This is a genomic window from Sphingomonas sp. Leaf208, assembly GCF_001421415.1.
Lineage (GTDB): Bacteria > Pseudomonadota > Alphaproteobacteria > Sphingomonadales > Sphingomonadaceae > Sphingomonas.
The window spans coordinates 366,487-385,768 of sequence record NZ_LMKH01000012.1; the positions used below are offsets into that span (position 1 = coordinate 366,487).

The 19,282-nt window shown below is 67.0% G+C and carries 16 protein-coding genes and 1 tRNA gene; 7 read left to right on the forward strand and 10 right to left on the reverse strand.

Going from position 1 to position 19,282, the window contains the following annotated elements; genetic code table 11:
• Positions 1-88 precede the first annotated feature (88 nt).
• From pyk to ASE69_RS07810, 4 genes are all read left to right on the forward strand, one after another.
• A complete protein-coding gene (gene pyk / locus ASE69_RS07795; RefSeq protein ID WP_056484914.1) occupies positions 89-1,552 on the forward strand; it encodes a pyruvate kinase in 1,464 nt (487 codons plus the stop codon).
• A 635-nt stretch (positions 1,553-2,187) separates the two neighbouring features.
• Positions 2,188-4,242, forward strand: a complete 2,055-nt coding sequence (locus ASE69_RS07800; protein WP_056484916.1) for a carbon starvation CstA family protein — start codon at positions 2,188-2,190, stop codon at positions 4,240-4,242.
• On the forward strand, positions 4,239-4,427 hold the full coding sequence (locus tag ASE69_RS07805) for a YbdD/YjiX family protein (RefSeq protein WP_056484918.1): 189 nt from the start codon (positions 4,239-4,241) through the stop codon (positions 4,425-4,427). Before ASE69_RS07800 ends, ASE69_RS07805 begins: the two co-directional genes overlap by 4 nt.
• On the forward strand, positions 4,424-4,942 hold the full coding sequence (locus ASE69_RS07810) for a biliverdin-producing heme oxygenase (protein WP_056484919.1): 519 nt from the start codon (positions 4,424-4,426) through the stop codon (positions 4,940-4,942). Before ASE69_RS07805 ends, ASE69_RS07810 begins: the two co-directional genes overlap by 4 nt.
• Positions 4,943-4,958: 16 nt before the next feature.
• Here ASE69_RS07810 and ASE69_RS07815 read toward each other — a convergent pair whose 3' ends face one another.
• Complete coding sequence (locus tag ASE69_RS07815) at positions 4,959-5,261, reverse strand: polyhydroxyalkanoic acid system family protein (protein WP_056484920.1); 303 nt, start codon at positions 5,259-5,261, stop codon at positions 4,959-4,961.
• Positions 5,262-5,270: 9 nt separating this feature from the next.
• On the reverse strand, positions 5,271-5,690 hold the full coding sequence (locus ASE69_RS07820) for a VOC family protein (protein WP_200924141.1): 420 nt from the start codon (positions 5,688-5,690) through the stop codon (positions 5,271-5,273).
• A 377-nt stretch (positions 5,691-6,067) separates the two neighbouring features.
• Between ASE69_RS07820 and lnt the strand changes: the two genes are divergently transcribed.
• Positions 6,068-7,600, forward strand: a complete 1,533-nt coding sequence (gene lnt / locus ASE69_RS07825; protein ID WP_056484922.1) for an apolipoprotein N-acyltransferase — start codon at positions 6,068-6,070, stop codon at positions 7,598-7,600.
• A 58-nt stretch (positions 7,601-7,658) separates the two neighbouring features.
• Positions 7,659-8,876 carry a methionine adenosyltransferase gene (metK, locus tag ASE69_RS07830; protein ID WP_056484924.1) on the forward strand — a complete coding sequence of 406 codons (1,218 nt, stop codon included), beginning with the start codon at positions 7,659-7,661 and terminating at the stop codon, positions 8,874-8,876.
• Between the two features lie 290 nt (positions 8,877-9,166).
• On the opposite strand, the gene ASE69_RS07835 is transcribed toward metK, so the two are convergent.
• From ASE69_RS07835 to ASE69_RS07850, 4 genes are all read right to left on the reverse strand, one after another.
• A complete protein-coding gene (locus ASE69_RS07835) occupies positions 9,167-10,243 on the reverse strand; it encodes an AI-2E family transporter (RefSeq protein WP_056484926.1) in 1,077 nt (358 codons plus the stop codon).
• A 120-nt stretch (positions 10,244-10,363) separates the two neighbouring features.
• Positions 10,364-10,648: a hypothetical protein gene (locus ASE69_RS07840; RefSeq protein WP_056061318.1), complete on the reverse strand. Its 285-nt coding sequence runs from the start codon at positions 10,646-10,648 to the stop codon at positions 10,364-10,366.
• 141 nt (positions 10,649-10,789) lie between these two features.
• Positions 10,790-11,419, reverse strand: coding sequence for a phosphatase PAP2 family protein (locus ASE69_RS07845; protein WP_056484928.1), 630 nt, complete (start codon positions 11,417-11,419; stop codon positions 10,790-10,792).
• Positions 11,419-12,243: a formate/nitrite transporter family protein gene (locus ASE69_RS07850; RefSeq protein WP_056484930.1), complete on the reverse strand. Its 825-nt coding sequence runs from the start codon at positions 12,241-12,243 to the stop codon at positions 11,419-11,421. Before ASE69_RS07850 ends, ASE69_RS07845 begins: the two co-directional genes overlap by 1 nt.
• Positions 12,244-12,308: 65 nt before the next feature.
• Between ASE69_RS07850 and trmB the strand changes: the two genes are divergently transcribed.
• Entirely contained in the window at positions 12,309-12,989 is a 681-nt protein-coding gene (gene trmB, locus ASE69_RS07855; RefSeq protein WP_056484932.1) for a tRNA (guanosine(46)-N7)-methyltransferase TrmB, read from the forward strand.
• 22 nt (positions 12,990-13,011) lie between these two features.
• Here trmB and ASE69_RS07860 read toward each other — a convergent pair whose 3' ends face one another.
• The 4 genes from ASE69_RS07860 to ASE69_RS07875 form a co-directional block, all read right to left on the reverse strand.
• Complete coding sequence (locus ASE69_RS07860) at positions 13,012-14,427, reverse strand: efflux transporter outer membrane subunit (protein ID WP_056484933.1); 1,416 nt, start codon at positions 14,425-14,427, stop codon at positions 13,012-13,014.
• Positions 14,414-15,601: an efflux RND transporter periplasmic adaptor subunit gene (locus tag ASE69_RS07865; protein ID WP_056484935.1), complete on the reverse strand. Its 1,188-nt coding sequence runs from the start codon at positions 15,599-15,601 to the stop codon at positions 14,414-14,416. The genes ASE69_RS07860 and ASE69_RS07865 overlap by 14 nt, the downstream gene beginning before the upstream one ends.
• Positions 15,594-18,797, reverse strand: a complete 3,204-nt coding sequence (locus ASE69_RS07870; protein ID WP_056484937.1) for an efflux RND transporter permease subunit — start codon at positions 18,795-18,797, stop codon at positions 15,594-15,596. The genes ASE69_RS07865 and ASE69_RS07870 overlap by 8 nt, the downstream gene beginning before the upstream one ends.
• Before the next feature lie 193 nt (positions 18,798-18,990).
• A tRNA-Gly gene (locus ASE69_RS07875) sits at positions 18,991-19,064 on the reverse strand.
• Positions 19,065-19,282 lie beyond the last annotated feature (218 nt).

Sequence of the window (19,282 nt, forward strand, 5' to 3'; positions counted from 1 at the left end):
ATGCTCCGTGGTTGATCCCGCGGAGATAGGGTTTAAGGCCCGTCGCGGCAAAGACCTCCCCCAGGAAACGCCGAGGAAGACGCACCGCATGACCAAGGCCATCGCACCCCGTTCGCGCAAAGTCCGCATTCTCGCGACGCTCGGCCCTGCCAGCAGCACCCCCGAGATGATCGCTACCCTCTTCCGTACCGGCGCGGACGCATTCCGCATTAACATGAGTCACGGCGACCAGCAGTCGAAGATCGCCGTGATCCAGGCGATTCGCGCGCTGGAAAAGGAATATGGTCGTCCGTCGACCATCCTCGCCGATCTCCAGGGGCCGAAGCTGCGCGTCGGCAAGTTCGACGGCGGACGCACGGTGCTCGAAACCGGCTCCACCTTCGTGCTCGACCGCGACCCGACGCCGGGCGATGCGACGCGCGTCGAACTGCCGCACGACGAGATCTTCGCAGCGATCGAGCCGGGCGCGCGCCTGCTGCTCGACGACGGCAAGCTCGTCCTGCGCGTCGTGTCGCACAGCCCGCGCGAGATCACGACGCGGGTCGAGGTTGGCGGTGCGCTGTCGAACAGCAAGGGTCTGAACGTCCCCGACGTCGTGCTACCGATGGCGGCGCTGACCGAGAAGGATCGCAGCGATCTCGACTTCGCGGTCGACCAGGGTGTCGACTGGATCGCGCTGTCGTTCGTCCAGCGCCCCGAGGATCTGTGGGAAGCGCGGAAACTGATCGGCGGTAAGGCGGCGCTGATGGCGAAGATCGAAAAGCCGGCGGCGATCGAGCGGCTCGAGGAGATCGTCGAGGCCTGCGACGGCGTGATGGTCGCGCGCGGCGATCTCGGCGTCGAGCTGCCGCCGCAGCAGGTCCCGCCCTTGCAGAAGCGCATCGTCGAGGTCTCGCGCCGGATGGGCCGCCCGGTGGTGGTCGCGACGCAGATGCTCGAATCGATGATCACGTCGCCGTCACCGACGCGCGCGGAAGTGTCCGACGTTGCGACCGCGGTGTATGACGGCGCGGATGCGATCATGCTGTCGGCGGAAAGCGCGGCGGGCGCGTGGCCGGTCGAGTCCGTCGCGATGATGGATGCGATCGGCGTGTCGGTCGAGGCCGATCCCGAGCATGGCGACCGGATGCACTTCACCGTGATGAAGCCCGATCCGACGACCGCGGATGCGCTGGCCGAGGCGGCAAAGACCATCGCCGCGACGGTGTCGGCGGTGGCGATCATCTGCTTCACCACCTCGGGCTCGACCGCCCGCCGGATCGCACGCGAGCGACCGTCGGTGCCGTTGCTGGTGCTGACGCCGAGCCAGGAGACCGCGCGCCGGCTCGGACTTCTGTGGGGGACGCATGCGGTCCATACGCGCGACGTGGAGTCGTTCGAGGACATGGTGGCGAAGTCGAAGCGGATGGCGTTACGGCATGGGATGGCGAAGGCCGGCGACCGGGTGATCGTGCTGGCGGGCGTGCCGTTCCGGACGCCTGGGTCGACCAACGTGCTGCATGTGGTGCGGATCGTCGGGGATGAACTGAAGGGGCATCATTCGCAGGTTTGAGCTTGCGGGTTGAAGCTTGCAACGCGCGCGGCTTGCCGGTCGCGGCCATGCAGATTCAGCCCTGTGATGGGGGAAGTGGGCTCCGCGCCAACTGTTCCCCCGCGAAGGCGGGGGTCCAGGGTATCAAGCGTTGCGGTATTCAGCTGGGCACCCGCGTCCGCGGGGGAACTGCCTTGGTGCCGCGTCCGCCTCGCGCCGGCACTGCATTCAGGCTGAAGCACCAACGAACGCTACCCCTGCCCCGTCATGCCGGGCCCGTTCCGCATGCTCGCGGCCCCTTGGAGTATGGAACGGTGGGCCCCGGCGTCGGCCGGGGTGACGGAAGAGAGGTGTATGTCGGGCTTTAAGTGAGGTGCCTCATGATCTCGCGGCACTCTGATATAGCTCGCTGTTCCGACGAGTTTGCCAGAACCGTACCACTCATCACCAACCACCGGCTCCACCCCGGCGAAGGCCGGGGCCCAGTTGGGGGACGGTAATAACGACGCTCCCCGCTCCGTTACTACGACCTTTCCAACTGGGCCCCGGCCTACGCCGGGGTGGAGCTATGAGGTGCGTGTCGGCCAATCTAGGCTAGCGCTCGCCTGCCGAATACGCGATGCCGCGCAGACGGACCGCACGGGAGGGCGAACGCTATGACATTACGCGAGAAGATCGGTTGGGGCGCACTTGCCTTGCTCGCAGCCAGCGCGCTCGCGGTCGTCGCGTTCGAGCGCGGCGAGCATGTCAACGCGCTATGGATCGTCACTGCCGCCGCCTCCGTCCAGCTGATCGCGTATCGGTTCTACGCACGATATATCGCGCGGCATGTGATGCAGCTCGATCCGTCACGGCAAACCCCGGCGTTGCGTCGCGCCGACGGGCTCGATTACGTCGCGACCGACCGCAACGTCCTGTTCGGGCATCACTTTGCCGCCATCGCCGGTGCCGGTCCGCTCGTCGGGCCGGTGCTTGCCGCGCAGATGGGCTATCTTCCCGGCACGCTCTGGATCCTTGCCGGCGTCGTGCTGGCGGGCGCGGTGCAGGACTTCATGATCCTGTTCATCTCGATGCGCCGCGACGGGCGGTCGCTCGGCGAACTGATCCGCATGGAGATGGGCGCGATCCCCGGCGTGATCGCGCTGATCGGCGCGTTCGCGATCATGGTCATCATCCTCGCCGTGCTCGCGCTGATCGTGGTGCGTGCGCTCGCCGGCAGCCCGTGGGGGCTGTTCACGGTAGCCGCGACCATCCCTCTAGCGTTCCTGATGGGCATCTACACCCGCTGGATCCGGCCCGGGAAGGTCGGCGAAGTCTCCGTTCTCGGCGTCATCGGGCTGCTCGCAGCAATCGTCTATGGCGGTACCGTCGCCGCCTCGCCGACGCTCGCGCCGCTGTTCACGCTGACCCCGGTGCAGCTCTGCGTGCTGATGGTGGGATACGGCGCGGTCGCCTCCGTCCTCCCGGTGTGGCTGCTGCTCGCGCCGCGCGACTACCTCTCGACCTTCCTCAAGATCGGCGCGATCGTCGCGTTGGCGGTCGGCATCGCGGTCGTGGCCCCACCACTGCGGATGCCCGCGCTGACCCCGTTCATCGACGGCTCCGGCCCGGTCTGGTCGGGCGGGCTCTTCCCGTTCCTGTTCATCACGATCGCGTGCGGCGCGGTGTCGGGCTTCCACGCACTGATCGCCAGCGGCACCACGCCGAAGCTGATCGCCAGCGAAGGCGACGCGCAGTTCATCGGTTACGGCGCGATGCTGATGGAGAGCTTCGTCGCGATCATGGCGCTGGTCGGCGCGTCGATCCTCGATCCCGGCGTGTATTTCGCGATGAACAGCCCGGCGGCGGTGGTCGGGACCGACTTCGCCTCGGCGGCGACCGCGGTGACGGCGATGGGCTTCCCGATCACGCCGGAGCTTCTTGCGCAGACCGCGAAGGACGTCGGCGAGACCACGATCGTATCGCGCACGGGCGGCGCGCCGACGCTGGCGGTGGCGATGTCGGAGATCTTCAGCCACCTCGTCGGCGGGCAGGCGATGAAGGCGTTCTGGTATCACTTCGCGATCCTGTTCGAGGCGCTTTTCATCCTGACGGCGGTCGATGCCGGCACGCGCGCCGGGCGGTTCATGTTGCAGGACCTGATCGGGCTGGCGGTGCCGTCGTTCCGCAATGCGTCGGCGATCGTACCGGGGCTGATCGCGACCGCGTTGTGCGTGATCGCGTGGGGCTTCTTCCTGTACCAGGGGGTCACCGATCCGCTTGGCGGCGTGAACACGCTGTGGCCGCTGTTCGGTATCTCGAACCAGATGCTCGCGGCAGTCGCACTGGTACTGGCGACGGTCGTGCTGTTCCGGATGAAGCGCCAACGCTACGCGTGGGTGACGATCCTGCCCGCTGCGTGGTTGTGCCTGTGCACGATCACCGCCGGGCTGATGAAGCTGTTCGCGAGCGATCCCAAGGTCGGCTTCCTCGCGCATGCGTCGAAGTTCTCGGATGCGTCGGTGCGGGGCGAGCTGCTCGCGCCCGCCAAGACGATGGCGGAGATGCAGCGGATCGTTCTCAACGACCGGATCGACGCCGGGCTGTGCGCGCTGTTCCTGGCGGTGGTGCTGTCGATCGTCTTCTTCGGCATCCGCACCTGTCTCGCGGCGTTGAAGATCGACCGGCCGACGGTGACCGAAGTCCCGCCGCAGCTGGTAGCCGCAGAATGATCCGCGCGCTCTACGCCAAGGCACGCGAGACCGCGCTGCTGATGGTCGGCGTACCGTCCTACGCTGCGTATCGCCAGCACATGGCCGAGCGGCATCCGGACCACACGCCGATGGACGAACGCGCGTTCTTCCGCGATCGGCAGGAGGCGCGGTACGGCAGCAAGGGCGGGGGACGCTGCTGTTGACCGAGACGGTATCGACCGTCGCGCGCCTTCGTGCGGCGACGGCAAGCGATCACGACGCGGTCGATGCGGGGTTCGGGCGCTACGACCTGACCGATGCGGACGATTACCGCGCGTTCCTGATCGCACACGCCAAGGCGTTGCCGGCGGTCGAGGCTTGGCTGGCCGCGATTCCGGGGCTGGCGGCGGTTCGATCGCGGGGGGCGGCGCTCGCCGAGGATCTTGCCGCGCTAGGTGAGGACATGCCCGCGCCGATGACGTTCGACGTGCCAGCGAGCACGGCCGCCGGGTGGGGCGCGGTGTATGTCGTCGAGGGGTCGCGGCTCGGCGGCATCATGCTGTCGCGGTCAGTGCCCGAAGGGATGCCCTCGGCCTATCTCGGGGCAAAGCATCTGCCGGGCGAGTGGCGCGCCTTGCTCGCCGCGATCGATAACGAGCCTGTCGACGAAGCCTGGGTCGAGCAGGCTATCGTCGGTGCCAAGGCGGCGTTCGACCTGTATCGACGCGCGTCCGCCTGATTTCCCGGGCCTCACCTCAGCGCAGGAGCTTCGGCGCTTCCTTGCGGATCATGTCCTGCACCTTGCTCGCAAACAGGCCGAGGATGCCGGGCAGGTCGACGACAGCGTGGACGTTGGTCTCGAACACCGTGACCGCGCTGGCGATCGTCTGGCCCATCGCCTGGACGGTGAAGTGCAGCGTATCGCCATCCCAGCGCTGCTCGGTCACCGACCCGCCGGGGATCTTGTCGCTGATCTTGCCGATCCCCCCGTCGAGCCGCGCGCGAACCGCAGCCTTGCCGAGTTGATGGGGGACGTCGACGGTGATGGGAGTGCCCATGTCTATTCCTTAAGTCGCGAAAATCATGTCGTCGTTGGCGAACGCCTTGAACTCGAGTGCGTTGCCGCTGGGATCGAGAAAGAACATCGTCGCCTGTTCGCCGGGCTCGCCCTTGAAGCGGATGTACGGCGCGATCCCGAACTGGATGCCGGCGGCGGTGACGCGTTCGGACAGCGCGGTCCAGTCGTCCATCGTCAGGACGACGCCGAAATGCGGGACCGGGACGGCGTGGCCGTCGACCGCGTTCTCGACCGCGACGGGTTTGGCTGAGGGGTCGAGGTGCGCGACGATCTGGTGGCCGAACAGATCGAAATCGATCCAGTGGTCGCTGGAGCGGCCTTCGCGGCAGCCGAGGGTGGCGCCGTAGAAGTTGCGGGCTGCGGCGAGGTCGTGGACCGGGAAGGCTAGGTGGAAGGGGCGTAGGATCATGGGGGGAAGATAGGTCGTGGTTGAGAATTCGTCGACCCGGCGGATTGCGTGAGTGCTTTTAGCAACCCGCAATGCCGTCAGCCCGCCCTACTTTGTTCTCCCGCGAAGGCGGGAGCCCAGTCTGGGTCCCCGCCTTCGCGGGGAAACAATGTGGGAAGGGCACACCTCACCCAACCATACCGCACCACCCCGGCGAAGGCCGGGGCCCAATTGGGGGACATAGCTAATGCAGGGGAGCGCTCCGTTACGACCACCTTTCCAATTGGGCCCCGGCCTTCGCCGGGGTGGTCGAAGGAGTAGCGAACCCGCTCTTCATGCAGCCCCCCCATCAGACCGAAAACATTGCCCGGCCCCCTCCGCCACGCCATAGCGCGAGCGTGAACCGTTACCCTGCCCTCGCCTGCCTCGTCCTCGGTGCGCTTGCCGCGACCGGGTTCGCTCCGCTCGATCTCTGGCCGCTGACGCTCGTTGCGTTCGCGCTGTGGATGAAGATCGTCCACGACGCACCGACCCTGCGCGGGGCGCTGTGGCGCGGGTGGGTGTTCGGGGTCGGGCATTTCACCGTGAACAACAACTGGTTCCAGCACGCGTTCGACTTCCAGGACGCGATGCCGCCGGTGCTCGGGTACTTCGCGGCGGTCGGTCTCGCGCTGTATCTGGCGGTGTTCCCGATGCTTGCAGGCGGCCTGGCGTGGCGGATCGCACGACGGCCCGGCACCCCCGACGCGACGTTCGTGTTCGTCTTCGCCGCGGCCTGGATCGCGACCGAGTGGCTGCGCGCGACGCTGTTCACCGGCTATGCCTGGGATCCGCTGAGCGTCGTCTGGCTCCCCGCGATCGGCGTTGCGCGGCTGTCCGCGTGGATTGGCACCTACGCCCTGTCGGGTTTGACGATCCTCGCTGCGGGCGCACTGTTGATGCTTGCGGTACGCCGTTGGACACTGCCAGCCGTCGCCCTTCCAGCGTTCGGCCTCGCAGCACTGTCCGCGCTCTGGACGAATGCACCGCCGCCCGCTCCCGGCACGCCTCTGGTCCGCGTGGTCCAACCCGACATTGGCCAGGAAGACCGCAGCGAGACCGATGGCAAGCGCGTCCTTACCGCGCTCGAAAAGCTGTCTGGCCAAGGCGGCACCACCCCACGCCTCGTCGTCTGGCCGGAGGGCGTCGTCCGTGACTACGTCGAGGATGGCTACCCGTTCTACGCCTATGGCTGGTCGAGCCCGCTCTACCTTCGTCGCCGCATGGCGCGGTTGCTGGGCCCCCAAGACATCCTGTTGATCGGCGGCACTGCGCTTGAGTTCAACGCCAGGGATCAGATCTCCGGCGCGGCGAACTCGGTATTCGCGCTCGATGCGCAGGCGCGGCTGCGCGGCCGCTACGACAAGGCGCACCTCGTGCCATACGGCGAGTATCTCCCGATGCCGTGGCTGCTAAAGCCGCTCGGCCTCGCGCGGCTCGTCCCCGGCGACATCGACTTCACGTCGGGCAAGGGTCCTGCGAACCTGACGCTGCCGGGGTTCGGTTCGATCGGGATGCAAATCTGCTACGAGATCATCTTCTCGGGTGAGGTCGTGGATCGCGCGCACCGCCCCCGCATCCTGTTCAATCCCTCGAACGACGCGTGGTTCGGCAAATGGGGGCCGCCGCAGCATCTCGCCCAGGCGCGGATGCGCGCGATCGAGGAGGGGTTGCCGATCCTTCGCGCCACGCCGACCGGTATTTCCGCGATCATCGCTGCCGATGGTCGCCTCGTCGCGACCGTCCCGCACGAGACCGCCGGTGCCATTGAACAACCGATGCCCTCCGCCCTGCCCCCCACGCTGTTCTCGCGCGTCGGCAACGCGATGGCGGCGATCGTCGCCGCGCTGATGCTCGCAAGCGCGGTTGCCCTGCGCCGTCGCCAGCGCTAGGGTCATATAAAGCTTTCCTTATATGACGCTCGCTTCAGAGCATGGCAAAGAGGCCCGCATGCGCAAGTCTTTCCTCTTCACTTCCGAATCGGTCTCCGAAGGCCATCCCGACAAGGTCGCCGACCAGATCAGCGACACGATCGTCGACCTGTTTCTCGCCAAGGACCCGCAGGCACGGATCGCCTGCGAGACGCTGACCACCACGCAGCTCGTTGTCCTCGCCGGCGAAATCCGCGGCAAGGGCATTTACGAGAACGACCAGTGGGCCGACGGCGTGCTGGAAGAGATCGAGGCGGCTGTTCGCAACACCGTCAAGGAAATCGGCTACGCGCAGTCGGGTTTCCACTGGGAGACGTTCCGCTTCGAGAACAACCTCCACGGCCAGTCCGCGCACATCGCGATGGGCGTCGACGAGAGCGGCAACAAGGACGAGGGCGCCGGCGACCAGGGCATCATGTTCGGTTACGCGACCGACGAGACCCCAGGCCTGATGCCCGCGACGCTGTATTACAGCCACAAGATCCTCGCCAAGATGGCCGAAGATCGCCACTCGGGCGCCGCGCCGTTCCTCGAGCCCGACGCGAAGAGCCAGGTCACGCTGTCGTACGAGAACGAAGTGCCGGTCGGCGCGACCGCATTGGTCGTCTCGACGCAGCATGCGCCGGGCTATTGCGAGAAGGGCGACAACGCCGATCCCGCCAAGTACGCGGTGCTGCGCGACTACGTCATGGGCGTGTTCAAGGACGTGCTGCCCGACGGTTTCATCACCGACGAGACCGCGATCTACATCAACCCGACCGGCCAGTTCGAAATTGGTGGCCCCGACGGCGACGCCGGCGTGACCGGGCGCAAGATTATCGTCGATACGTACGGCGGTGCGGCCCCGCATGGCGGCGGCGCGTTCTCGGGTAAGGATCCGACGAAGGTCGATCGCTCGGCGGCGTATGTGGCGCGGTATCTGGCAAAGAACGTCGTTGCTGCGGGTCTGGCGCGTCGCTGCACGATCCAGCTGAGCTATGCGATCGGCATCGCCGAGCCGCTGTCGGTGTATGTCGACACGCATGGCACCGGCACCGTCGAGGAGGCCAAGCTCGAGGCGGTCCTGCCGAAGCTCGTTCGCCTGACGCCGAAGGGCATCCGCGAGCATCTGAAGCTCAACGCGCCGATCTACAAGAAGACGGCAGCGTATGGGCATTTCGGTCGCGAGCCCGAGGGTGATATGTTCACTTGGGAGAAGACCGATCTGGTCGATGCGCTGAAGGCTGCCGTCGCCTGATCGCGACACGTTTGGGGTTACGAAAAAGCCTCCCGCGGACCAGTCCGTGGGAGGCTTTTTTAGCTGATCTTCCAGTCCCTCGCCCCGTCGGGGAGAGGGAGGGAGGAGCCGCTTGGCGACGGAAGGGTGAGGGGTTTGGGGGAGAGGGTCCGAGTCTCACTCCCCCTCACCCTCCCACCCGGCTTCGCCGTGCGGGCCCCTCCCTCTCCCCGAGGGGAGAGGGTTATCGAGGACAAGGCGCGTTCCACTCGCCAACTGTCCTTCGTAAGCTGCTTCGACAGGCTCAGCAGCTACTCGGGACGAACGGGGGAAACTTGAGCATGCCGCTGCTCGGTCAGGATCTGCCATGCCGTCAGGAACAGCGCCGCAACCAGTGGTCCGACGACGATGCCACTTAGCCCGACTACCTCGATCCCGCCCAGCGTCGTCACCAGCACGATATAATCAGGAATGCCGGTGTCACGCCCGACCAGGATCGGTCGCAGGATGTTGTCGGCCAGACCGATCACCACGACGCCCGAGACGATCACGACCACGCCCTGCCAGATCGCGCCCGTCGCCAGCAGGTACACTGCAACCGGCACCCACACGATCGCGGGCCCGAGCGCCGGCAGCAGCGACGTCAGCGCCATCAGCAAGCCCCAGAGCAAGGCAGCCGGCACACCGACGATCCAGAAGGTCAGGCCACCGAGCGCACCCTGGACGAGACCGACGATCACCGAACCCTTGATCGTCGCACGCACCACCGCGACGAACTTGTCGACCAGCTTCGCCGCCACCGAATGCTCGAACGGCAGTGCGCGGCGGATTGCTGGGCCGACCTTGTCGCCATCACGGAGCAGGAAGAACGTCACGTACAGCCCGACGCCGAACGACAGCAGGAACGCGGCCGCGTTGCGGCCGATCGATAGCGCCTGACCGGCGATCGAGCGGACGCTGTTGCCGAGATTGGTCGACACCCTCGATTGCGCCTGTTCGAAGCTGTTGAGCCCCGCCCTGTCGAGCGCACCCTGGATCCGGTTCGGCATCGCGTCGTGAATCTGCTGGAAATACGCGCCAAAGTTGATCTGGCCGCTCTGCAGCTTGGCGTAGACCGAGGCGGACTGGTCGATCATCAGGCTGCCGATGAACAAGGCCGGCACGATCACCGCGACGAAGATGATCAGCAGCGTCAGTGCCGCCGCCAGGTTGCGGCGGTTGGGCCAGCGCTTGAGCAGCCATTGGTACAGCGACTGGAACAGGATCGCCGCCAGCGCGCTCCACAACAGCGCCGCCGCGAATGACGACACGACCACGCACAACGCGATCGTGATCGCCACCAGGAAGGTGATGAAGCCCCCCGTTTCCAGTCGACGCCTGTCGATCATTGCCGTGTCCCCTGTCGTCATAGCAGCCGGTCGAACCCGGCCCTTTCAAAACGTCAAAGCCGCCCCCCGGTGTGTACCGGAAGGCGGCCAAGACGCCGGCGCTGGTGTGCGCCTAGAAGATCAGCGGAGCTTTTCGCTGCCGTTGACCAGTGCATCCTTCTGCGCCTGCGGCATCGCCTGCGCGTTCACGTCGGCGTCGTCGATCGCGTCCGACTGGCGGTCGCCGTCCTTGCGGACGGCCTTGGCCTGCTCTTCGAGATTGTCGGCGGTCGCTTCGAGTGCATCGGCGCGGTTGTCCGCGGCCTTCTCGACCTGGCTGCCGAGCTTGTCATCGCCCTTGCCGCCGCAGGCTGCGAGCGAGACGGCCATGGCGGCGAGCGTGACGGCGATGGAAAGCTTCTTCATGGGGATAGTCCGTTCTGGTTACGATGCGGTGGCAACCGTCACGCGGGCGTAACGGTTCCGCTATCCCCTTGCCGATCCTTACAAATATCGATTTCGCCGCAATCTGTGGTCAACGGGTAACACTCGGCTGCGTCGAACCATTCAGGCCTTGGCGTGCTCGATCAACAGAGGCGCCTTGTTTGCCACGGCCGTCTCGACCACGGGCGCGACCCGGTCGAAGACCGCGCTGACGAGCGCTTCGGCGATCCACCCGACCGCGGCACCGACGACGAGATCGGAGAGGTAGTGCTTCCCGTTCACCGGTTGCGCCGCCGCGACCGCGCCGGAGATCAACGCAGCCGGACCACCGGCGCCCGTGATGTCGCGCGACGCAGCACGTGCAACCGCGACCGCGCCGGCAGTGTGGCCAGACGGGAACGACGTCTGGTCGTGATCGTCGCTCTTGCCGGGCTCGAACCGCGCCTTGCCGTCCTCGATCGCCTTTTCGGGGCGGGTGCGGTCGACCGATGCCTTGATCGCCGACTTGACGAAGGTCGCCGCCGCATGCGCCGCCAGCATCCGCACGCCGCCACGGATCACGTCCGGCCTGCGCGCGATCAGGCCGATCACGACCGTGCCGATCGACGTCGCCACGAGCTGCGGCTGGTCGCCGATCTCGGCGAGGAACCCGGTCGCCTTGACCAGCGGTTGGTCACGGTGCTCGGCGGCCTTGTGCGTCGCCTTGCGGTCCGCCTTCTCGACGGCCTTCGCGGCGTCCTTGGTCTTGCCCATCAGTTTTCGCCCTGTCCGTCCATTTCACCGCGCACCTGTGCATGCGCGAGCAAGGCGAACAACCCCGCACCGCCCAGCAAGTTGCCGAGGATCGCCGGCACCATCAGCCCGCCGAGCGCCTGAGCGACCCCGACCTTACCCGAAAACAGCAGCAGCCACGCCTCCACCGATCCGACGATCGAATGGCTGAACGCAGCAATCGCGACGACATAGGTGATCGCGACGATCACGAGAAACGACTGTTCGCGCGCATTCGGCAGCGACCAGGCGAGGATCGCGATCATGAATCCGGCCGGGATCGCGTTGACGAACGTCGCACCCGGCGAGAGTTCGGTGATCGCCATCGACACCTCGATGATCGCGGTACGAAGCTCGCTGCCGCCGAGCAGGCCCGCCGCGATCATCCCGCCGGCCAGCGCCGTCCCGATGAGGTTGGCGCCCAGCACCACACTCCAGAGCCGCAAGGTGCGCCGCAATGCCCAGCCCGACGGCTTGGTCACCAGCGGCAACATCGCGGTGATCGTGCTCTCGGTAAACAACTGCATCCGCCCGAGGATGACGACCAGGAACCCGATCGGATAGCAAAGCGAGACGATGATCGTCCGCCACGGCGTATCGGGCAGCGCGTGGTGCAGCGCGCCTTCCGCGATCAGCGAACTGGCGATCGCCATCCCCGCGGCGAGCCCGGAGAAGAACAGCGACGATACCGGACGATCGAGTTCTTCCTCGCCCTCCTCGCGGACCGCCTTGTGCAGGTCCTGCGCATCGGCGGCCTTGAGATCCTCGACGTCTTCGCCGGGCGGATTGGAAGCGTTATCGACCATTACGAGAGTGCAACGGCCCGCGTCGCGCTTTGCTCCGGCGCAATCGCCCGCTAGAGCGCGCGGCGATGAACGATCCTTCTGTTATCCGCCGCCTCTATGGCCGTCGCCAGGGCCACAAGCTGCGCCTCGGCCAAGCCGCGCTCGTCGAGGAAACGCTCGCCGACCTGTCGGTGCCCGAGGACGGGCCGATCGATGCGATGACGTTGTTCGGCGACAACCGCCCCCTCCATGTCGAGATCGGCTTCGGCGCAGGCGAGCATCTGGCGGGACAGGCCGCGATGAACCCGGACGTCGGCTTCATCGGCTGCGAACCGTTCCTCAACGGTGTCGTCGGTGCACTTGCGCACATCCGCGACGGCGAGCTGACCAACGTCCGGCTGCACATGGGCGATGCGCTGGAGGTGATCGAACGCCTACCCGACGCGAGCCTCGACCGGCTGTACCTGCTGCATCCCGATCCCTGGCGGAAGGCGCGCCATGCCAAGCGCCGCATGGTCAACCACGGCCCGCTCGACACGATCGCCGCCAAGCTCAAGCCCGGCGCGGAGTTCCGGCTCGGTACCGACGATCCGACCTATTGCCGCTGGTCGATGATGATCATGAGCGCACGTCGAGACTTCGAATGGCAGGCGAAGACGCCGCACGACTTCCTGACCCGCCCCGACGACTGGCCCGAGACACGGTACGAGCGCAAGGCGCGGCGGCAGGGTCACGAGGTCTGGTATTACCGCTACCTGCGGGTCTGACCCGGCGGCGGCGGTTCGATAGTCAGGTCGCGATACCGCCGCCGATAGCGCGGACGGTGTCGACCGCGATCTGTAGTCGCGTACTCTGTACTTCCAGCAAAAGGCGTTGCGCGTCGAGCGCCGCGGTCTGTGCCGTCACCACGTCGAGATAGTCGGACGCGCCGTCGCGGTAGCGGATGAGCGCCAAGTCGCGCGTGCGTTCGGCGGCGCGGGTCGCGGCCAGCTGGTCGCGTTCTTGATCCACCAGTGCACGTGAGCGGGCGAGGTCATCCTCGACTTCGCGGAAGGCGGTGAGGACGGTCGAGCGGTAGGATGCCGCCGCCTCGTCATATTGCGCGCGGCTGATGCGGACGCGGGCACGCCGTGCACCGCCGTCGAAGATCGCGAGCGCGGCGGATAGCGGCCCGAGTGCCCAGAAGCTGTTCGAGGCACGCAGGATATTGCCGTTGCCCGCCTCGAACCCGCCCGAGCCGCCGAGCGTGAGCGACGGGTATTGGGCCGCGCGGGCCACGCCGATCTGGGCGTTGGCGGCGGCGATCCGGCGCTCGGCCGCGACGATGTCGGGGCGGCGTTGCAGCAGTGTCGAGGGTATGCCGACGGGAATCGCGGGCGGACGTTGCAACGTATCCGCGACAGGGATCGCGAAGGTCGAGGGGGTCTCGCCGACCAGCGCGGCAATCGCGTGCTCGAACGCCGCACGTGCGCCAGCGACCGCCGACAGTTCCGCGCGCGCGCTCGACAGCAACGCGGCCGAGCGGCTGACGTCGATTCCCGAGGCTATGCCGCCGGTATGACGCGTGTCGGTCAGGTCGTAGGCGCGCTGGAACGCCGCGACGGTCTGGCGCAGCAACACCGTACGCGCATCGAGACCGCGCATCTGGAAATAGGAATCAGCGAGCGACGCCTGGAGCCCGAGACGGACCGCGACCACATCCTGCGCGCTGGCCTGCGCCGAGGCGGCATCCGCGCGGACCGAATTGCGGACGCGGCCGAACAGGTCGATCTCGTACGCCAGCGATGCACCGACCGAGAGATTGTTGTAGGTCGCGGCGTTGCCCGGCGAGAGCGGCCGGCCGGCGGATACGCGCGAACGGCCGCCGTCGGCCCCGACCGATATCGACGGCAGTAGCGCGGCACGGGACTCGCCCAGCAGACCGCGCGCCTGATCGTAGCGCGCGACGGCAGCGGCGAGATCGGGATTGCCCGCCTCGATCCGCGCTTCGAGTGCGGTCAGCGTCGGATCGTCGAACGCGGTCCACCACGCGGCGGGGAGCGACGTGTCGGTAGCGGCTGGCTGCCAGGGCCCCTGCCCTTGCGGTCCTAGTTCCTTGTACGCCGCAGCCGCCGGGCTAGGCGGGATGCTGTATGTCGGCGCAAGCGAACACCCCGCTAGGCTCGCAGCGGCGACCGCTACTGCGCTTAGCCTAGCGCTTAGCACGGGCGGGTCCTGTCGAAGGCGCGATACGGACCGGGTCGCCGGTCTGGAGCGAATCCGGCGGGCTGTCGATCACCCGGTCGTCGGCGCTGAGCCCCGCGCTGATCGCGACGCTGTCGCCATCGTCGCGGCCGATCGTGATCGTCTTGAGATGCGCCTTGCCGTCGCTGCCGACGACCGCGACCTGCGTGCCCTTCGCGCCGATCACCAGCGCGCTCGACGGCAGCCGTACGCCGGTGCCGCCCGCACCGACCGGGAACTTGACCTGAGCATAGGCGCCCGGCTTCAGCGCACGATCGGTGTTCGCCGCCTGCAACTCAACCAGAACGGTGCCCGACTGCGGATCGACCGCGTCGGCGCTGCGGGTCAGCGTCACGTCGAAGGCGCGTCCCGGATATTCGGGCACGGTCAGCGTCGCGTGCATCCCCTGCCGGGTCTGCCCCGAATAGGCCTGCGGCACGCGGACATAGATCCGCATCCGGTTGACGTCGGCGATCGTGAACAGCGGGGTGGAGGCGGCCGTCCCTGCGGTCACCAGCGCACCGACCTGCGTCGAGCGGCTCGTGACGACGCCCGAGAACGGCGCGGTCAGGCGGGTGAAGCCCTGCAACGCGCCGAGCCGGCGGACGTTGGCGGACGCCGCGTTGGCGATCGCGGACTTGGCGGCGAGGTCGCCAATCTTCTCGTCGGTCTCCTGCTTCGAAACAGCATCCTTCGCGAGCAGATCGCGCCAGCGCGTCGCGGTAGAGGCGGCGAGCGAGCGGTTGGCGCGGGCGGTCTGAAGATCGGCCTGTGCGGCGGCGACCTGCTGGTCGACCTCGGGCGCGTCGAGGATCGCGAGCGTCTGACCGGCGCGGACCGGATCGCCGATGTCGACGAACCATTTGCGGATATAGCCCGTGGTCCGCGCGTAGATCGCGGCGCTGTTATATGCCTGGACGTTACCCGGCAGCGTCAGCGCATCGCTCGCGCCCTCGGCGGTCGGGCGGATCACGGTGACGATCGGCGTCGACTGTGCGGTCGTCCAGGTCGCCAACTGCGAGTCCGAGCGGTGCCGCGTGAAGATGCCGAACGCCACCAGCGCCAGCGCGATTACCGCCGCGACGATGCCGACTTTCTTCAGCGACCCGCGCTGCGGTTCGGTGGCGACGGGATCCGGATGAACGATCTCAGACATGCGCTTCCTCTAAAATCTCGTCGCGGCGGGCTTTGGCGGCGGCGCGCTCTGCGTCCTTGCGGTGCACGAGGCTGAAGATGACGGGCACGAACATCAGCGTCGCGAACGTCGCGACGATCAGCCCGCCGATCACTGCACGGCCGAGCGGTGCGTTCTGCTCGCCGCCCTCGCCGAAGCCCAACGCCATCGGCAACATGCCGATGATCATCGCGAGCGCGGTCATCAGCACCGGGCGGAAGCGAGTCATCCCCGCCTCCATCGCCGCCTTGTGCGAGTCCCCGAGCTCGGCGAGTCGCTCGCGCGCGAAACTCACCACCAGGATCGCGTTGGCCGTCGCGACGCCCATGCACATGATGGCACCAGTCAGGGCTGGCACGGACAGCGGCGTCCCCGTCAGGAACAATATCCAGACGATGCCGGCGATCGCACCGGGCAACGCGGTGATGATGACGAACGGATCGAGCCAGCTCTGGAAGTTCACGACGATCAGCAGGTAGATCAGCACGATCGCGCCGATCAGCCCGAAGAAGAGGCCTGAGAACGCGCTGTTCATCGTCGCGTACTGGCCGCGCAGCGCTACCGTCGTACCCTTCGGCGCGGACGCCTTCGCATCGGCCAGCACACGCTTGATGTCGCCCGCCACCGCGCCGAGATCGCGGCCATTGGGGGTCGCGTAGATGTCGATCGCTTGGGCGATGTTGTAGTGCGAGACGACCGCGGGCGAGGTGCCGCGGACGACCGTGGACAGCCCGCCGAGGACCTGCGACGTACCGCCCGCATTGGTGCCGGTGACGGGGATGTTCGACAGGTCGCTCATCGATCCGACGCGGTATTCGGGGGTCTGCGCGACGACGCTGTACGACACGCCGTTCTCGGGGTTGAGGTAGTAGACCGGCGCGGTCTGGATCGTGCCGGCGAGCGACGACCCGACGCTGGCGGTGACGTCGCGCTCGGTCAGCCCGAGTTGGCCGATCCGGCTGCGATCGATGTTGACGCGCAGTTCCGGGTAGCGCGCCGATTGCTGGATGCGCGCATCGGCGACACCGGGGATCGCCGCGATTTTCCGCAGCAAAGTCCGTGCGTAGGCGTAGTTGCCGGCCGCATCCTTGCCGGTGATCTGCACGTCGATCGGCGCGGGCGCACCGAAGTTCAGGATCTGGCTGGTGATGTCGGCGGGCAGGAACGAGAAGGTCGCGCCGGGGAACGCACCGGGCAGCGTCTCGCGCAGCTTGCGCACGTAGTCGGCAGTCGGTGCGTGCTCGTGCGCGAGCTGGATCAGGATGTCGCCGTCCTGCGGACCGATCGTGCCCGAGTTGTTGTAGGTCGCGTTGATCGAGCTGACCGGCAGGCCGATGTTGTCGACCACCGAGACCAGTTCGTTGGCGGGGATGATCTGGCGCACCCTCCGCGCGATCCGATCGAACTGCGCCGACGTACTCTCGATCCGGCTGCCGATCGGCGCGCGGACGTGCATCGTGATCTGGCCGGCGTCGACCGCGGGGAAGAAGTTCTGGCCAAGGAACGGGATCAGCAGCATCGACAGCGCGACCACCGCCAGGAAGCCGAGCAGGAACGGCTTGCCGGTCGCCAAGGCGCGCTCGAGGAGGCGGCCATAGCCGGCGCGGAACCGCTCGAACCGCGCCTCGAACCCGCGCTGGAACCGGACGAGCGGGTTGCGCGACGTTGGCGTTCCTGCGGCGTGGACGTCGCCCGCATGCGGCTTGAGCAGGTACATCGCCATCGTCGGCACCAGCGTCCGCGAGAGGATGAACGACGCGATCATCGCGAAGACGACCGACAGCGCGAGCGGCACGAACAGGAAGCCCGCGACGCCCGGCAGGAAGAACATCGGCACGAACACGATGCAGATGCACAGCAGCGAGACGAACGCCGGCGTGACGATCTGCGCGGCGCCGTCGAGGATCGCCTGGCGGACGCTCTTGCCCTGTTCGAGATGCCAGTTGATGTTCTCGATCGTCACGGTCGCATCGTCGACCAGGATGCCGACCGCGAGGCTGAGGCCACCGAGCGTCATGACGTTCAGCGTCTGGCCGGTCGCCGACAGCGCGATGATCGCGGCGAGGATCGCCAACGGGATCGAGATCGCGATGATGACCGTCGAGCGCCACGACCCGAGGAACAGCAGGATCATCAGGCTGGTCAGTGCGGCGGCGATCGCGCCTTCCTTGACGACGCCCTCGACCGCCGCCTTCACGAACAGCGACTGGTCGCCGATCGGCACGATCTTGAGGCTGTCGGGCAAGGTCGCCTGGATCGCCGGCAACGCATCCTTGATCCCCTGGACGATCGCCAGCGTCGAGGTCGATCCGTTCTTGAGGATCGTCATCACCACCGACCGCGACCCGTCGACATGCACCACGTTGGTCTGCGGTGCGCTGCCATCGCGGACATGCGCCACGTCGCGCATGTAGATCGTCGCGCCGTTGACCACCTTCACCGGCAGGTTGTTGAGCTCGTCGATCGAGCCCGGCGCGTTGTTGAGGCGGACATTATACTGGAACCCGCCGATCTTCGCGAAGCCGGCCGGGTTGATCTGGTTCTGCGCGGCGATCGCGAGGCCGACGTCCAGCGCCGACAGGCCCTTCGATTGCAGCGCCTGCGGATCGAGATCGATCTGCACCTGACGCTGGCGCCCGCCCGACGGATACGGGATCGCCGCGCCCGGCACGGTGACGAGGCCGGGGCGGATCTGGTTGACCGCGGTGTCGAACAATTTGCCCTCGGACAGCCCGACGCCCGACAGCGCGAGCTGCAGGATCGGCACGGTCGACGCGCTGTAGTTGAGGATCAGCGGCGGGGTGACGCCCGGCGGCAACTGGCGCAGCACGGTCTGCGACACCGACGTGACCTGCGCGGTGGCGGTGCGGATATCGGCACCCGGCTGGAAATAGATCTTCACGACGCCGATGCCGGGCATCGACTGGCTCTCGATATGGTCGATGTCGTTGACCGTGGTCGACAGCACGCGCTCGTACGGGGTGATGATGCGCCCCGCCATGTCGTCGGGTGATAGGCCCTGGTACGTCCAGGCCGCGGCGATCACCGGCACCTTGATGTCGGGGAAGATGTCGACTGGCGTCCGCACTGCCGCGAGCACGCCGACGACCGCGACCAGAATGGCCATGACGATGAAGGTGAGCGGGCGCGATAGGGCGACCCTGACGATACCGATCACGGAGAGACTCCAATCCGAACGCGGCACGACTGGTGGCGACTCCCGGAGCCGCCAGACCTGCCCGACAGTCCCTCTTTGCGGCAGCGCAGCAGGGAAATGCAAGGGTCAATGTTGCTTACGTTTCTACCGTGATGTCCGCGAACGCACGCGTGATACTCACAGCTGGTGCGGTTCGACGATTTCGGTCGGGGGTTGGAGCGGGTAACGGGAATCGAACCCGTGTATTCAGCTTGGAAGGCTGCTGTACTACCATTGTACTATACCCGCATGCTATTGAAACCATTGGGTTTCCAAGCAGGCTCCCGGTAGTGTTCCAACACGAGAGCGGTGCGGCGATAGCGCGCGCGGATGATCGGTGCAAGCCGCTAGCCGTCGCGGCGCACCACATACCGGTCGACGACGGGCGCGCGTCCTGTGCTAGATCGTCGGCTCAATCCTGAGCCGGAGCGCTGCCATCGTCGGGCCAAGTGTCATCGTTGCGATCC

Coding starts and splice junctions, on each gene's coding strand:
- pyk (WP_056484914.1), top strand. CDS start 89: ATGACCAAGGCCATCGCACCCCGTTCGCGCAAAGTCCGCATTCTCGCG.
- ASE69_RS07800 (WP_056484916.1), top strand. CDS start 2,188: ATGACATTACGCGAGAAGATCGGTTGGGGCGCACTTGCCTTGCTCGCA.
- ASE69_RS07805 (WP_056484918.1), top strand. CDS start 4,239: ATGATCCGCGCGCTCTACGCCAAGGCACGCGAGACCGCGCTGCTGATG.
- ASE69_RS07815 (WP_056484920.1), bottom strand. CDS start 5,261: ATGGGCACTCCCATCACCGTCGACGTCCCCCATCAACTCGGCAAGGCT.
- ASE69_RS07820 (WP_200924141.1), bottom strand. CDS start 5,690: ATGATCCTACGCCCCTTCCACCTAGCCTTCCCGGTCCACGACCTCGCC.
- metK (WP_056484924.1), top strand. CDS start 7,659: ATGCGCAAGTCTTTCCTCTTCACTTCCGAATCGGTCTCCGAAGGCCAT.
- ASE69_RS07835 (WP_056484926.1), bottom strand. CDS start 10,243: ATGATCGACAGGCGTCGACTGGAAACGGGGGGCTTCATCACCTTCCTG.
- ASE69_RS07840 (WP_056061318.1), bottom strand. CDS start 10,648: ATGAAGAAGCTTTCCATCGCCGTCACGCTCGCCGCCATGGCCGTCTCG.
- ASE69_RS07845 (WP_056484928.1), bottom strand. CDS start 11,419: ATGGGCAAGACCAAGGACGCCGCGAAGGCCGTCGAGAAGGCGGACCGC.
- ASE69_RS07850 (WP_056484930.1), bottom strand. CDS start 12,243: ATGGTCGATAACGCTTCCAATCCGCCCGGCGAAGACGTCGAGGATCTC.
- trmB (WP_056484932.1), top strand. CDS start 12,309: ATGAACGATCCTTCTGTTATCCGCCGCCTCTATGGCCGTCGCCAGGGC.
- ASE69_RS07865 (WP_056484935.1), bottom strand. CDS start 15,601: ATGTCTGAGATCGTTCATCCGGATCCCGTCGCCACCGAACCGCAGCGC.